Annotated in this window: 15 protein-coding genes and 1 tRNA gene; 10 read left to right on the top strand and 6 right to left on the bottom strand. The window is 33.5% G+C overall.

Annotated elements, in window-relative coordinates:
• Positions 1 to 7: 7 nt before the first annotated feature.
• The 3 genes from ABWU45_RS00675 to ABWU45_RS00665 form a co-directional block, all read right to left on the bottom strand.
• Positions 8 to 940 (bottom strand): ATP-binding protein, encoded by a 933-nt coding sequence (locus ABWU45_RS00675; RefSeq protein WP_353278636.1) that lies wholly within the window; start codon positions 938 to 940, stop codon positions 8 to 10.
• A gap of 222 nt (positions 941 to 1,162) precedes the next feature.
• Entirely contained in the window at positions 1,163 to 2,458 is a 1,296-nt protein-coding gene (tilS, locus tag ABWU45_RS00670; RefSeq protein WP_353279110.1) for a tRNA lysidine(34) synthetase TilS, read from the bottom strand.
• 150 nt (positions 2,459 to 2,608) lie between these two features.
• Positions 2,609 to 3,088, bottom strand: a complete 480-nt coding sequence (locus tag ABWU45_RS00665; protein WP_353278634.1) for an OmpA family protein — start codon at positions 3,086 to 3,088, stop codon at positions 2,609 to 2,611.
• Positions 3,089 to 3,367: 279 nt separating this feature from the next.
• Between ABWU45_RS00665 and ABWU45_RS00660 the strand changes: the two genes are divergently transcribed.
• From ABWU45_RS00660 to ABWU45_RS00615, 10 genes are all read left to right on the top strand, one after another.
• Complete coding sequence (locus ABWU45_RS00660) at positions 3,368 to 4,786, top strand: carboxypeptidase (protein ID WP_353278632.1); 1,419 nt, start codon at positions 3,368 to 3,370, stop codon at positions 4,784 to 4,786.
• 20 nt (positions 4,787 to 4,806) lie between these two features.
• Positions 4,807 to 5,874: a rod shape-determining protein gene (locus ABWU45_RS00655; protein ID WP_064085834.1), complete on the top strand. Its 1,068-nt coding sequence runs from the start codon at positions 4,807 to 4,809 to the stop codon at positions 5,872 to 5,874.
• A gap of 227 nt (positions 5,875 to 6,101) precedes the next feature.
• Positions 6,102 to 7,214, top strand: coding sequence for a tRNA 2-thiouridine(34) synthase MnmA (mnmA, locus tag ABWU45_RS00650; RefSeq protein WP_353279108.1), 1,113 nt, complete (start codon positions 6,102 to 6,104; stop codon positions 7,212 to 7,214).
• A gap of 112 nt (positions 7,215 to 7,326) precedes the next feature.
• Positions 7,327 to 8,589, top strand: a complete 1,263-nt coding sequence (locus ABWU45_RS00645; RefSeq protein ID WP_353278630.1) for a hypothetical protein — start codon at positions 7,327 to 7,329, stop codon at positions 8,587 to 8,589.
• An 81-nt stretch (positions 8,590 to 8,670) separates the two neighbouring features.
• Entirely contained in the window at positions 8,671 to 9,177 is a 507-nt protein-coding gene (ppa, locus tag ABWU45_RS00640) for an inorganic diphosphatase (RefSeq protein WP_353278629.1), read from the top strand.
• A 108-nt stretch (positions 9,178 to 9,285) separates the two neighbouring features.
• Positions 9,286 to 9,376: transfer RNA gene (locus ABWU45_RS00635), tRNA-Ser, on the top strand.
• 118 nt (positions 9,377 to 9,494) lie between these two features.
• Entirely contained in the window at positions 9,495 to 10,622 is a 1,128-nt protein-coding gene (locus ABWU45_RS00630; protein ID WP_264377468.1) for a SurA N-terminal domain-containing protein, read from the top strand.
• Between the two features lie 33 nt (positions 10,623 to 10,655).
• Positions 10,656 to 11,285, top strand: coding sequence for an oxidoreductase (locus ABWU45_RS00625; protein WP_139686783.1), 630 nt, complete (start codon positions 10,656 to 10,658; stop codon positions 11,283 to 11,285).
• A complete protein-coding gene (locus ABWU45_RS00620) occupies positions 11,269 to 11,820 on the top strand; it encodes a 5-formyltetrahydrofolate cyclo-ligase (RefSeq protein ID WP_010403418.1) in 552 nt (183 codons plus the stop codon). The genes ABWU45_RS00625 and ABWU45_RS00620 overlap by 17 nt, the downstream gene beginning before the upstream one ends.
• A 107-nt stretch (positions 11,821 to 11,927) precedes the next feature.
• The gene (locus tag ABWU45_RS00615) at positions 11,928 to 13,205 is read left to right on the top strand and encodes an IS4 family transposase (RefSeq protein ID WP_353277994.1); all 1,278 of its coding nucleotides are present in this window, start codon (positions 11,928 to 11,930) and stop codon (positions 13,203 to 13,205) included.
• 527 nt (positions 13,206 to 13,732) lie between these two features.
• Here ABWU45_RS00615 and ABWU45_RS00610 read toward each other — a convergent pair.
• The 3 genes from ABWU45_RS00610 to ftsA all read right to left on the bottom strand — a co-directional run bounded on the left by ABWU45_RS00610 (position 13,733) and on the right by ftsA (position 15,980).
• On the bottom strand, positions 13,733 to 13,978 hold the full coding sequence (locus ABWU45_RS00610; protein ID WP_353278626.1) for a hypothetical protein: 246 nt from the start codon (positions 13,976 to 13,978) through the stop codon (positions 13,733 to 13,735).
• A gap of 181 nt (positions 13,979 to 14,159) precedes the next feature.
• Complete coding sequence (locus ABWU45_RS00605) at positions 14,160 to 14,456, bottom strand: transposase (RefSeq protein WP_264377470.1); 297 nt, start codon at positions 14,454 to 14,456, stop codon at positions 14,160 to 14,162.
• A 285-nt stretch (positions 14,457 to 14,741) separates the two neighbouring features.
• Positions 14,742 to 15,980 carry a cell division protein FtsA gene (gene ftsA, locus ABWU45_RS00600; protein WP_010403853.1) on the bottom strand — a complete coding sequence of 413 codons (1,239 nt, stop codon included), beginning with the start codon at positions 15,978 to 15,980 and terminating at the stop codon, positions 14,742 to 14,744.
• Positions 15,981 to 16,076: the final 96 nt, after the last annotated feature.

The raw sequence follows: 16,076 nt of genomic DNA, 5'->3' as shown, positions 1-16,076 counted from the left end.
ATATGTGTTATGTACTGGTAAGATGCTGCTGCATATAATTTTCTACAGCAGGTTGTAGTAATGCACTTATTACATTATTACCTGTATTGCTCGCTTTTCTATTCTTGAATTTTTTATGTGTACTATTAAACTCTTCAAGTGCTTTTGTAAAATCACCCATGCTAACAACAGGTTCTTCTATTTTTTGCTCTTGAGTACGCCTTACGGCATTATGCTTGGCCTCATTTACTAAATTAGATAACTCAGCGCCTGAATAGCCTTCAGTTTTTTCTGCAATTTCTTCAAGGTTTAGATCTGATCCAACTGGCACATTCTTCATATAAAGATCTAATATCTTTTCTCGTGAGCCCAATTCTGGTAGGGAAATATAGATATGCTTAGAAAAACGGCCAGGCCTAAGAAGCGCTTCATCTAAAACTTCACGACGATTAGTTGCAGCAATTACTATTATACCCTTGCTAACATTAAAACCATCCATTTCAATCAATAATTGGTTTAAAGTTTTGTTATAGTCCTCGTTTATAGCTCTATTAGATTGGCTCCTAGAGTCAATACGTTCTGAACCGATAGAATCTATCTCATCTATAAAAATTACACAAGGAGCCTTTTTTCTTGCTGTTTGAAAAAGTTCTTGTATATTGTGTGCACCTTGATTAGCAAATCGACCAGCAATACTAGCTCCGGAAATGGAAAAAAACGGAAGCTTAGCTTCACCTGCAACAGCGCGAGCAAGAAGTGTTTTACCACTTCCTGGTGGACCGTGTAAAAGGTAACCTTGTGGTGGCTTAAAGCCAACTTTTTCAAACATTACCTTCTTCTCTTGTGATATATCATTACAAATCATGCGTAGCTCTTCTTTTATTTTATCTGATAAGATGACATCATCAAGTGTTACTTTTTGCTCACCTTGCTCAACTTCTATTACTTTAGATGGTTTCATTAAATAAATAGCAAAACAAATAGCAAAACCTAATACAAACGCAGTGCATATTACTGAACATGTCACTACAGCAGATGTTATAATAATAGGCATGAAGGATATAGTGGCCGCAGCAGCTTTAATTTTAAAAAAAAGAACATACATAAGATAAATAAAAGCAGCGATTGTTAGACATAATAAAACAAATTTAAAAAACCTTGCCCCACTCATTGTAATCCTTAATTAAACATCAATTAACTTTAGCAAATTTTCCTTTATTATGCTAGTGATAAAATATTTAATCTCATCATCACCAATATGCTTGCTATCATGTTTTATACATGGATAAGCAAGCATCTTTCCATCTTTTTGTACTGTAGGCAAAGAATAGTAAACTTCAGAGCAATAATCATAATTTTTTAGAAATTCAGGGATTTTTTGTGTTTTCTTTAGCGGAGCAATAGTTACTGAACACTCCTGATCTCCAAATATTGTGCAGCTAAACCTGTTATCCCATTCAATAGAACCATTTAATGGTAAGTGTACAGTAATTTCCTGTATCTTTGACGATTCTCTCATTATCAAAATACTTTCTCCATATTTTCTTATTTTGCATCCATAGAGTGTGCAATTAACATCACTATTTTGTTGCAATATTCTATTAAATATTGCGATAAGGCTACGGTACCTTGGTTTATAGTGCTTGTTGACAATTGCCATTATAGAATAAAGAAGAAGCCTTAAAGCTATTTCCTCTGGCAGTTTATAAAGTTCATCTAGTTTAATTTCAATATAACCAAGATCATGAATATTAACGCAGTCATTAAATGCAAGGCGTGTGTAGTGCATCAACGCTTTTGCAGCTCTTTTCATATGAAGGGCTGTAAGGCATATTCGCTCTGTTAGAACATCTTGATTATCACTTGCTTTAAGCAAGTTACGGTATAAAGTTCGCCTGTATTTCAAGTCATAATTGCTTCTATCTTCGATCCATCTTAACTGGTGAAGCTGAGCATACCTTTCTATTTTACTACGACTGAAATTTAACAATGGCCTAAATACATAAATACCATTGAAGAAAGATTTGTAGTCCATTGATGATAATCCATCTACGCCACTACCTCGCTCTAATCTCAACAAGAACGTTTCTGCTTGATCATTTTCGTGGTGAGCAACAAATAAATATTTAACATTATTGTTTTTACACCATTCTATTAATAACTTGTATCGTGCTTTTCGTGCCTGTAACTGAATATTGCCTTTAATATTTTTTTTCTCCCAATTTAATACGAATGACTCCCTTGCTCCAAGTTCTTTTGCGTAACTTATAGCAAAATGAGCTTCTTTTTGAGATTCTAAACGTAACCCATGATTTACTGTTAATGCTATAGGGGCTAAAAGCTTACTTTTTTTTGCCCAGTTAATCATTAAGTGCAATAAAACTACGCTATCTATACCACCTGATACTGCAACCGCAACTTTATTATCATGAAAAGCAAAGTTATTAACTATATTTTGAAATGACAGCTCCAATTGCATTATGTCTCGGTTAGGTAGTTTATATCTCTCTACATTATACCGCCCACAGGACTTCAATACAAGTTCAACTAACAATCAGTGGAAGCAACGGATTTGCACGTTGTATCATCCCAGTGCTAAACACTGGGATCCAGGTTTTAACGCAAGAAACTATTTCTTTATTCCAGAAAATGAAAATTCTACTCTACGATTTTTAGCATGGTCTTTTTCGTACTTAGAATTTTTAGAATCATCTTTTACGTCAACCAAAGGCTCAGTTTCACCTTTAGAAGCAGTTTTGATTCTATTTTCTAGGTAAGGAGTACAGCTGACCATAAACTTTTTAGCTGCATCTGCTCTTCTAGCACCTAATGCAAGATTATATTCATGAGAACCACGATTATCAGTATGACCAGTTAAAGTAACCTTCGCATCAGGGTTATCTTGTAACACTTCCATTGCATCAAGCAATGCATCTGCACTTATTTCAGTAATACTAGATTCATCGTAACCAAAGAAAACTCTTTTATCACCTATCTGCTTAACAACGGAATTCATTTTATTTGTTGCATTTACTCCTTTTTTAGGGCAAGAGCTTACGCCAGTAAGCAGTAAACAAAAACAACACATTATAACCAATCTACTCCACATTACTAAACCTCCATAAATTTTAAATATAGCGCATAATTTTAACTTTAGCACTAATGATCACTCTATACTATAATGTAGTCAAGAAAAATAAAATACTAAATATTTCACTTACAATACAATCTGACAATTAATTTTCTGATAAGATGCTCGATTTTTGTCGAAAAGTTCAATGAAGGAGTAAAAATACAATTTTTTATTGTACTTTAAGCAAATATACTTTTAACTTTATTATTAATCTATTACGATATTAAACAGATGTTTTCAAAACAATGAATAAAAATGAGATCTTATAAGTTTTTAGAGGAAGTATTACATAAGGTAAGGAATATCGAAAACACACTAAAACTACTAAGCAAAAGCCAATTGAATGTAGAGGACAAAGTTGAACAAATGTGTCTTCTAGAGGAAATCAGACATGAAATTATCTCTCATGATGCAATAAAAGAATCATTAGCTGACGCTCTTAGCAATAATAAGAGTGCAGACACTCCGCAGCTAAAGTTAATAGAGGGAATACATAAAAGCAATAGTGCTATTCCTGTTGATTTAGTAAAATCTTTGTCCAAAGCTAAGATTGAATGCCAAAACTTATGGAGGCTAACTAATTCTGAAATTAGTAACTTAGAAAAGCTGAAAGAATGCTTTACTAACCTAATTAAGCTTACTCGTGAAGCAGCTTCTATAAAATCGCAGCAATTAAAGCGCTCAAACTATGAGTCATTGCTTGCTGACTATGACTCTAATATCACAGAAAAGAACATAAAGGAAATATTTCCTAAGCTAGGTAAATTTTTTAGTGAAAATGTAGAGAAAGTAACTCAAAAGCAGAAGAAGGATAAGGTTACTAATATACAAAAAGTTACGGTTCAGAGACAGATTGAACTTGGTTCCTTATTCTTACAGCAAATGAGTGTTACACCAAATGAGATTTCCATTTCTTATTACGATTCTATCGATTATGATGAATCTGACCTTTGTTATGGTTTATTTTTACTTTTACGGCATACTGGTTATGCAATTCATCAAAAATGTTTAGCGCAAAATTCTATAAAGAGCTTAATTACAAAACATATTATGTATGAAACTCAAGGGTTATTCATGGAAAGGATCATTGGAACATCCAGAGAATTTATTGAGTTCATTCAACCACACATAAAGGAGAAACTTTCTACAAAAGGCAAAATTAATAGTAGTGTTGAAAATTTGTATTTGATTTTCAATAAAGTAAATCTTTCATCTTTTTTGAAGAATGCGGATGAATTTAGTTTATTGGCTCACATTATGCTAAGAACTAAATTAGAACAAGATCTAATAAATGGTACGTTAGAAGTTAAAGATCTACACGATAAATGGTTGGAAGGTATGAAGCATTACAAGATTTCAGTAAAAGCTAAAAATGAGCTAGACACTTATTTTCAAGATGAGTATTGGATAAGTGGTGTTATAGGCTACTTTCCTATTAAAGTCATAGCGTTAATCGCTGCTGTGCAGTTTTTTTCTTTCATTAAGAAAAATCATTACGAATTTTTAGATTCTATAGTAAAAGGAGATTTCAGTTTACTTATCGATTGGTTCTCTAAAAATGTATATAGTGCAAATTATGGCTTTTTGGAACAGCTAAAAAAGGTAACAGGTAGGGATTTAGATATTGAGTGCTACACTAGTTACTTATCTGAAAAGTATAATTTGTCTCAATAAATGGTTTTCTTGAGTTGTGTATGAGTTTTGTTCAGAATTTAATCAGAAATTTTTTTACTTTCAAAGGTTTATTTGCTAGCGATATTGCTATAGATCTTGGTACTGCAAATACTTTAGTTTATCAGAAAAGTCAGGGGATAGTGCTTGATGAACCCTCAGTTGTAGCAAGAGTAAAAGAAAAAGGAAGTTACGTTCCTTATGCTTTTGGCAAAAAAGCTAAGATGATGCTCGGAAAAACACCTGGAGAAATAGAAGCGATAAGGCCCTTGAAAGACGGAGTTATTGCTGATTTTAAAAGCGCGGAAGAAATGTTAAAATATTTCATACGCAGCGCAAACACAAGATTCACTGTTAATAAGCCTAATATTATCATATGTGTTCCATCTGGATCTACCCCAGTTGAAAGGCGTGCTATACAAGATGCAGCAGAAAGTGCTGGTGCAAATGAAGTATTCTTAATTGAAGAACCAATGGCTGCAGCAATTGGGGCTGGACTTCCAGTTACCGAACCTGAAGGTTCTATGATTGTTGACATAGGAGGTGGTACAACTGAAGTTGCAATTATTTCTTTAGGTGGAATTGTTTATTCACGTTCTGCCAGAGTAGGTGGCGATATTATGGATGAGGCAATAAAGTCATACATTCGTGAAAATCATAAGTTATTGATTGGCGAAACAACTGCTGAAAAAATTAAGAAAAACGTCGGTTCAGCCAGTCTGCCAGTTGAAAACAACAAAGAGGGAATGATAATTAAAGGCAGGGATTTAGTGAGTGGTATGCCAAAAGAAATGCTTTTATCAGAATATCAAGTTGCAGAGAGCCTAATAGAGCCTGTACATCAGATAATTTCTGCTATTAGAACTGCACTGGAGAGTACTCCACCTGAACTTTCTTCTGATATAGTTGATAGAGGAATAATTTTATCTGGTGGAGGTGGGTTATTGCGCAACTTGAGTAAAGTTATTAGTGAAACAACAAAATTACCAGTTCGTGTTGCAGATGATCCACTTTGTTGTGTTGCCCTGGGTAGCGGAAAAGTACTTGAAAACATGGACTATTTTGGCCATGTTTTATTCAAGCAAGATTAAATTGTTTTTGAAGGCAGTTTATCGAATTGTTTTGATGGAATTATGTAATATAAATGAGATCCCAGTGTCACGCACCAAGTAATTTAAAAGCAACTTCCAGCAGGAAGGGGTGTCATCCCAGCGCTTGACACTGGAACTTGACTACAAATAAGTACGCTGTTTCGATGAAATTGTGTAATAGAAACTGGATTCCAGTGCTTGACACCAGGTTTGTGTTTATAAATTATATGCTAAAAGAATTTGAAATTGAACCTTTATTAAAAGATAAAGCTCCGCATCAAACTAAGGCTATTGTTGCAATGTCCGGGGGAGTTGATAGCTCCGTTGCTGCAGCACTGCTGTATAACCTTGGGTACGAAGTGATAGGTGTGACTCTTCAGCTATATGGCACTGATGGCAATGCTAATGCAAGAAAAGGTGCATGCTGCGCTGGACAAGATATTTATGACGCCAAACGCGTAGCTGAAAGTGTTGGCTTTCCTCATTATATTTTAAATTACGAAGAAACATTTAAAAAGGAAGTAATAGAAGATTTTGCGAATACTTACATGCGTGGGGAAACCCCCATACCATGTGTAAGATGTAACCAAACAGTAAAATTCCGTGATCTATTGCAAGTCACAAAAAATCTTGGTGCGGATGTGCTCGTAACAGGACATTACGTAAGAAGATTAGAAGAAAATGGTGAGGTAAAGTTGTGCAGAAGTATTGATAAAAGTAAAGATCAAAGTTATTTTTTGTTTGCTACAACTGAGGAGCAGTTAAAGCTTTTGCGATTTCCACTAGGTGAGTTCTATAAAAGTGATATAAGAAAATTAGCAAAATATTTTAGCTTACAAATCTCTGAAAAGCCGGATAGTCAAGATATATGCTTTGTTTCCGAAAGCTATAGTAAAACAATAGCTAAATTAGCTCCACAATCTGTACAGAAAGGTAAAATAGTAGATATTCATGGAAAAGTGCTAGGTGAGCACAGCGGCATAGTAAATTTTACAGTGGGCCAGAGAAGAGGCCTCTGCATTGCACACAGTGAGCCTCTTTATGTAGTAAGAATTAATACAGAAAATAATGAAGTTGTAGTAGGCCCGATCAATGCTCTAATGCAAAAAAAGATATTGGTCAAAGAGTTAAATTGGTTAGAACAACCAAAAGAAGGCATGGAAGTAACTGTGAAGCTTAGGTCATCACATGCAGGAAGCTTAGCGACAATATATTCAACTGACGAAAAGAACAAAGCCTGTGTAATTTTAAACGACGATTACTTTGGCATCAGTCCAGGTCAAGCCTGTGTAGCATATAAGGGCGAACAAGTTATCGGTGGAGGGTGGATATGCTCCTAACTTGGTGGTTTAATTTTTTAATGCAGAATGTAAATATACAATAAAATTTATTGCTGTTTTATTCTATATTCTTTATACTATAAATATAATTATTATATTGTAGATTAGAGGGATGGTTAAGGAAGTTGAAGAGTTAATAAAAATTGTTGGTAAGGGCAATTTATTAGAGGCCTTGTTTATTTTTTTAGGCAATTTTCAACATGCTAACTTAACTGGTAAAATAGACCACAGAAACCATATTGGTTTGTCTTCATTCGTTAGAAAAAAAGAGGAATCATTAGATAAATATTTTAACTTACAATTTAGTCTACAAGGGTTGTTCCTAATTTATACTCAAGCTTATAAAATTTTAAGCGGAAGTAATAATCTGAGCACTCAAGATATCATAGATGAAATATATAAAGTTATTAAGGAGTCTGAGTTAGGTAAAGACATATACGAAATAGTAGATGGAAGAAAATTAGATTTACTTAACGTTTTGGCAAATCCAAAGAGAGAATCAATATTTAAAACAGCAGAAGATTTTGAAAATAAGGTGCTTATTGATGTTAGAAGGTTGTTAAGTGAAGAAAATGCATTAAACGAATATGATAGAGAATTTACCTTAAATAAATGCATTATTGACTTCTATTATTCTATTCATCAAGACATAAAAGTAGACAGTGGTGTAGTATTGTTATTTTCTATACTTGGCGACTATCATAAACTTTCTGAATATCACAAAGAGTCTATAAAAAAGGAAAATTTACCAATAATAGATAACATGGTTGTTCTCAAATATATAGCGAATTTAGCTGGATTACTGCAAAGTATTAATTTGAAAGATCAAAATAGAGCCATTAAATATACGCTGGATTGTAAAAAGATAGGCACTCTAAACAGAACATTCAATATATCGGCGTCTGCAGGTTATAATAATCAAGGTTTTTTATTCTTGAAAAGAGTTGGACCAATTTTGAAACAGCTGTTAAAGGAGCAAAATAGCAATAAATTTGAAGAGAGGATAATAAACAACACACATTATTCAGCACCGCAAGAAGAGAATGAATGTAGGCCAAATCTCACTATCAGTAAGAAAAAAAACAAAGACCATAAAAACACGTTCTGCAAACTAGCTTTAGGCATGTTTATATTGTCTGTTGGATTATATGCTGCTGATTATTTCTTTATGGAGCAAAAGTTATTCAACTCAATAACAAATATTTTGCCACAAAATAATCTCATCAATTTCATAGTTGCTGCAGTACTTACTATCGTAATAGTATATGCTTTATTTCAACTACTAAAATCACCTCAAGAACCGCCACATTCAGCAGTCAATGGTGCAATTATTAATGATCTTACAAATGGTCCTATACAGTCCAGGCGTTCATGAATCTCTACTTATAAATGATAAATGTAGCACTTTTAAAGCGTATGCTATATAATCTTTTCTCTTGAATAAAGAGGTAATTTTATGGATTTAAGTAAAATAACGATAAGGCCAGATGCAATAGATGTAATAATTGAAATCAGTGCAAATGCTGAGCCTGTAAAGTATGAATTTAATAAAGAGCTCGGATTATTACAAGTTGACAGATTTTTGTCTACTTCAATGACTTATCCTTGCAATTATGGATTTGTACCAAACACCTGTGCAGGTGATGGTGATCCTGTGGATGTTTTGGTGCTCACTCAATTTCCTTTAGCGTCTGAAGTTTTGATATCAGTGCGTCCAGTAGGTGCATTACTTACCAAAGACGAGAAAGGAGAGGATGAAAAAATATTAGCTGTACCTATCTCCAGTGTTGATAGCTATTATGACAATATAAAGAACTATTCTGACTTACCTAAAAATCTACTAGATAAAATTGCTCATTTCTTTTCTCATTATAAAGATTTAGAAAAGGGAAAAACGGTGACAGTTGGAGAATGGGCTGATGTAGAAGAAGCAAAAGAAATCATTGAAAAAAGTAGAAATTAGTTTGCATTAGAGCTGCTTAGAAAAATATTGTTGTTTTTAACATTGCGTTTAAAAGCATTAGACAGGCAGTAAAGGTCTTGATATTATATAATCTTAAGTTCTAAACTTGGAAGGGTGGCCGAGCGGCTGAAGGCGGCGGTTTGCTAAACCGTTATACGATTGAAAAGTCGTATCGAGGGTTCGAATCCCTCTCCTTCCGTATATTATTGTTTAGGTATTCATTACAGTAATTTCACCCTCTTTTTTAATTATTAAAAAGTTAGCTAGCGTTTATTCAGTATTTATTATAGAATTAGTTATTAGCTAAATAATTTTATATGCATAAAATACTAATTTTGATATTAATAATGCTGCCGCTTAGGTTACTTGCAACTGAGATTGAAATTGTTGCAGATGTAAATGGTGAGCCAATTTCAAATTTAGATATCGAAAGACGTATAAACTTCATAAATTCATTGCTTGGCACTCAGAAGATTAATCAAAAAGAGGTAAAATCTCAAATTCTAAGACAGTTAATAGACGAAATTATCATTGTCAGCGAAGCACAGAAGATGAATATAGAATTGAGTAACGAGGAGTTAAATAATGCTGTCACGTTATTCTTAACTCAAAGTTTAAAACTTGAGGCTGATGAAGTTGATCAATACGTAAAAAAGCATAATATAGATCTCAATACCCTAAAAAAACAAGTAAAGTGTCAGCTACTGTGGAACAAGATTATTGAAGTAGGAATTGTGCCACTTGTCAATATCAGCGATAAAGAAGTGGACGATGTAAGAAAACAAAAAGAGAAACCTGACTACCTTATTACATTTCAGGAGTTTGTAATTCCTGATCAGAAGATGGCTGAAGATTTAATAAAACAATTACGTAGCAGTAATAATCCAGAATCTTCAATAAAGATGAGCAAAGCAACCGTTAATTTAAGTCAGCTAAAAGGTAAACTCAAGGACGTTTTGGAAGGATTAGAAATCAGTGATGTAGCAGGTCCGGTTAGTTTAAGCGAAGGTTACTCTGTTATAAAAGTCATAGATAAAGTACAGCTTAATCATACAATGCTGAAAAGTACTTTAAAACTGAAACAGGTTGTAGTTGAAGGTTCAGAAAGTTTACTCTCTAGTTTTAAGGAGCAAAAGGTCAGTTGTTTAAATTTTGACAAGTTAGCAGATGATTTCAAGTTGCCAAGCGTAAAAGAGTTTGAAATAAAAATGCGAAATTTAAATCCTGATTTACAGATTTTATTTAGTAAAACAAATATGAATGAAATAGTAGAATTAAGAGAAAATAGCACTGCAAAGTTGATGATGTTATGTGATATCAAAAATAATGCAATGGATATAGAAGCAATCAAACAGGAAATGTATCAACAAAAGATTATGATACAAAGCAACCTGTTATTGGATAATATGCGTAAAAATGCAGCTGTTAGTTATCAGTTTAATTGAAGTTAGAGAGGTTTTCTACTCCATAAAAAGTTTATGAAGAATATAATGCTCATTGGCGGTGGAGTTGGAAATGCAGTGTTATTTTCGATAGGGAAGGCATGTCTTGAAAACAATCATAAGGTTTTATATTTCGCTGGCTATAAAAAATTAAGTGATGTATTTAAACGAGCACTGATAGAACGTGCATCAAGTGCAGTAATTTGGGCATGTGAAGAAGGATTGATAGAAACAAGTAGAGATCAGGATAAATCCTTTCATGGTAATATAGTTAATGCAATAAGCTCATATCAGCAAGGAAAGTTAGGTAAAATTACTATTAGTTTAAACACTATAGATAAAATCATCACTATTGGTTCTGATAAAATGATGAAAGCTGTAAATGAAGCTAGAAAAACAATTTTAAAGCCATATCTGAAACCAAAACACATAGCAATATCATCAGTTAACTCTCCTATGCAGTGCATGATGAAAGAAATCTGCGCTCAATGTATTCAGCAACACATAAATAAGGAAACAGGAGAAATAAGTTTTGTTTATAGTTGCAGTAATCAAGACCAGGATATGGAGCTTGTTGACTTTGATTTTTTAAGTGAGCGCTTGAAGCAAAATAGTTTACAAGAAAAGCTCACTGCAAAATGGATAGAACATGTTCAAAGACACTAAACAGCACAAAGAGGAACTAAGGAAGCAATATAGAACCATAAGAAAAGATGTTGATGAAAGTTATTCTAGTTATGCAGCAAATTCTCTTATTAATCTCTTTAACAAAAACTTAAGTTGCGTTAAAGGTAAAACAATAGCAGCGTACATTCCAACAGACGGAGAAATTAATGTTGTGCCTTTGATGCATCATTTACTCGATTTAGGATATAAAGTAGCAATTCCTAATAAAAATAAGTTATTAAAATTTGAGGAATGGAATAAAGCAGATGAAGATATAATTCCCGACACAATCATTACCCCTATTGTTGCTTTTGATGATCATTTTAATAGGTTAGGTTTTGGCGGTGGTTGGTATGATGAAATGATAAAAAAATTACGGCCACTTGGAAAAATATTTATAGGTGTAGCCTATGAGAAGCAATATTGTAAAAATTTACCTGTAGAAAAACATGATCAAAAATTGGATATTATAATCACTGAGATGTGTGTTAGATGTAGAAGTGGATTGCTCAAAAAAGTGGATAGAAAGGAGTAGCATAGTCACTGCCATTAAGTTAAGGAAAAGTGATGAACTGTATTATAAAATCAGGTAAGATTCACAAATTAAAAGAAGTAATGACATGAGTAAAAAAAAGAATAATCATGTTTATAAAAAATAAATTGATGAGTTTAAACTTTATAAACGCACACAGAGCATCCTCAAAAGACTTCTCACGAAAAAGAAAGCTGCCCTTCGTTAATGTATTTCTCCTGATTTTTAGAAAGAGTGTAAAGTCATTACAAGTGATGCTTAATGAGTTTGTTCTGCATACAAGAAAAGATTATACAATTACGGCAAGTGCATTTACTCAAGCAAGAAAGAAGCTAAAACATACTGCGTTTTCAGAGTTAAATGATGATATAGTTTCCCTATACTACCAAGATCAGGAATTTAAAACCCACCATGGCTTCAGAGTACTTGCATTTGATGCTTCAATACTGATTCTGCCAAAGAGCGACAAAATAATAGGTGAGTTTAGCTCAAGAGCAGTATGGAATGGAATCCAGAGATTTGAAGACTATACAAGTGCAACCTTTGAAGTTTGTTACGATGTGCTAAATAATATTGCAATAAAATCTGTGCTAAGTAGAGGTGACAGCTATGAGGTTGATTTAGCAATCGGTATGCTTGAATCCATAAAATCAGACGATTTGTTAATCTGTGATAGAGGATACGTATCTTATCGATTTCTTGCTGAGCTTACAGGAAGGAAAATCAATTATATAATTCGCTGTTCAAGTTCGTCTTTCAATGAAATAAACGCTATGTTTAAGCCGGAAAGCCCATCTAGTACGGTGGTAGTGTCTACCGCACCTATTAAAGTAGCAAGACAGCTACGAAAGCTAGGATTACCTGATGAGATGAAATTCAGGTTAGTCAAAATAATACTTTCTTCTGGCGAAGTTGAAGTGTTAGTAACATCTCTGTTAGATGAGAAACGTTTTACAGTTGAAGAGTTTGAGAGATTATATTACTTGCGCTGGGGAGTAGAAACATTTTTTTCTAGGCTGAAGGGAAGATTAAATTTAGAGAATTTCACAGGAAAAAGTATTGAAACTATCAAGCAGGATTTTTGGTCAACTATCTTCATCAGTAATCTAGAAAGTATCATGATAGAAGATGATGAAGAGACATTGAGCTCACAGAATAGTAAACTAAAAAAAAGCATCAATAAATCTGTCTCATTTAATGCGATTAAAAACTTAGCCTTTGATATTTTTTCTACAGAGTCAGACATAGACTGCATTATGGATCGACTATCACAGTTATTTTTGATGAACACTTTAGTGGTGAGAAAAGGGAGAAGAGTTGATCGTCATAAGATATCTGATATTCGTTCACTCAACTACCAGAAAAGAGCTAGAAAACATGTGTTTTAAATTCAAGATATCTTTTCAGTATCATTGCATTAGTACATTCTTTGCAAAATAACCTGCAATTATTACTTTTTTAAATAACTTGCACTTTTCAGACTCCCTTTTCTTAAAAATTCACCCTAGTATTTACCATAATTATCAATCACTTCAAATTTTTTGTCCAATCTTAACTTCTCTTTCCCTTAACTTAATGGCAGTGGTAGCATAGTCTCCCTCTTTCTGATAGTAATTGCTTATCTGTTCAGATGCATGCAAATATTGAAACCTGTACTCCCTTTCTTGTCATCCGAGTAGCTGACACTGGGATGGCTTTATTGCATCACACTTTATGAGATGGTGATTTATGGTAAATTCATGTAACTATCTCAAATTTAGCCATACCAATATCAGTGAATTTATTAAGCAAATAGCATTTAGTTCTTTTTCTCGATTTATCTCAGATTTATTCCTAAAACTAAATCCGAATATTTGCTTTAATCTTGAGAAAAACCCTTCAATATAAGATCTTTTCCCATAATTTACTTCTTTTTCTATTCTTTCATGCCATCTTCACCGTATAATTTTATTAACCTAATAGCAGCATTCCTGTCAGACATATAATCTATTTCTGGATGTTCTGCCGCATTGTTTATTGGTGGAATTTTTGTCTTTATATCATATTCGTTACACAACTTATAAAACTTGTGCCTATCACATGCTCTATCTGCATATAGTGCTTTTATGGCATGCTGAAAATCAACTTCTTTTAGCAAATCACAAGTGATCAGAGTAGACACCGTTACTGTATTTTACAGCTATGGCTTTTTTGTTGTTTATATTCAACATTACGTGCAATTTTCTCGTTTGCTCATAGCCACTCTGTCAGTGCTATTTTCCTTGCTGTGTGTTGTTGTATATACTAATTCCTGTACTGTCTATAGCAATTTCGATATCTTCTATATTATTTTCTGCAATCATTTATCTTAATATTAAGTTTTTTTTGATGCTTGTGAATAGCTGCAAATTTTTTCCTATTTGTTGCAGATATCCTTTTACAAACCCTACCGTTTGTCTTAAGCCAATTCTAAAAAGATTAACGATTATATGCACTAAAATCACAACTTTATCACTATAAATATAGTTGCCGCCCTGCATTTTTGGACAATTCTCGTACCAATTTTCTATGGCGTCATTGATATAACAAAAAATGCTTCCTCTTTCTTGGAGAAATTTGTTATATTCATGGCAGTTACTGACTCTCATTTTTTGTGGCATATTTTTTCTTCAACAGTTAAATGGCTATTTATAATGAATTTTGTCAGTAACTGCCAGTTCTTTTCACTTGAGCGATTCAACAAAGCCCACTGGGATCCAGCCTGTTTTATCTTTTATCATAGAATGAGACGTTCAGCATATTCATCTTTTTCCATTACCATATCATAAACAATCATTCCATGGGAGCGCATAATTTCAGGTGTATGATCACGAATCAATTTATCAATCTTGAAATAATTTTCTTTATACTTCCTTTGACGGATATCAAAACTTTATTTGGTAAAATCAAACCGTGACTTTCGATTTAACCCAATTATACAATTTACTCATTTTACCATCTTGACCGAGCATTCCAGAGTTATTTTTATAAAAAGTGTCAACTATTAGCTTGATAGAGCCTATGGCAGCAGAAAATACGGGATTTTTATCATACTCGCCATCAAGGCCACTGAGAGACTCAGGGCATCCAATGCGGACTTGTTTGTTGAATATATAGCTTGCAATCTCTTTCATGCTTGTGAGTTGACTGGTTCCACCTGTGAGCACTACTTTATTGATTGGATCTTTTTGTTCTTGAAATTGTTCTCTTACCAGTTCAAATATCTCCTCAACTCTAGGTCTTATGATGTCAATAAGTTCGGACTTGGGTACTCGAGTCGGTTCATCATTTTCACTGTTTTGCAGTGTAATATATTCGTTCTCATCTATTGAAGTTACGACAGTGCTACCGTATAGTATTTTTATGCGTTCAGCATGCTCTATACTTGTGCATAGTCCATAAGCTATATCTCGAGTGATGTGAATGCCGCCAATTGGAATGCTGCTTGTGTATATAAGCTTTCCTCTCTTAAAAATTCCAATTGCAGTACACCCACCCCCTATGTCAACAATGGCAGTTCCTAGCTCTTTTTCATCTTCACTTAGACAGGCAAGGCCTGCAGAATATGCGGAAGCAATACAACCAGCCATACTTATCCCGCTATTATTAGTTATACAATTTTCAATGTTGGTAAGCGCTGGACGCGAAGCAGTGACGACATTAACATCAGCAGATAGTCTTTTTCCGTACAATCCACCAACCTCTTTTATATCAGTCATGTCATCCAAGTGATATTTCAGTGGTATATTGTGAATGATAACATTTTCTTCGATATATTTCTCAAACGTCTGAAAGACTACACGTTTTATATCTCGGTCTGAAATTTCGTGATTAGCTGCAATAATTTCGTTATATACGTTAAAAGATGAGACTCCACATCCGGCTACATTCACATATATCTGGTCTATAGTCTCTTCTGATACTTGCTCAGCTAAACCTATAGTTGATGAAATAGAGTAACTTGCATGCTTTGCATCAGTTATTGATCCACCGCTTATACCTTCTGCACTTTTATAACCCGTTCCTATTATTTTATAGCTGAAGTTGCTATTGATCTTAACAATGAGACAGATAATTTTTGTTGTACCTACGTCTAAAACGGCAAAAACATTTCGCTTTGGTTTTATTATTACTGCAGAGTACATTAGTTGACCTTATGACACAATTCCATTCAAATTGAAGCTTCCTTTAATAATTTATATTTCTATTAAAAATACAGCAACATTTTAATATACCCAAAA

Origin of the sequence: Wolbachia endosymbiont (group B) of Longitarsus flavicornis (assembly GCF_964028135.1) — a bacterium.
Taxonomy (GTDB): domain Bacteria; phylum Pseudomonadota; class Alphaproteobacteria; order Rickettsiales; family Anaplasmataceae; genus Wolbachia.
Note: the sequence above shows the minus strand (reverse complement) of the source record. Positions and strands in the feature narration are given on the sequence as shown.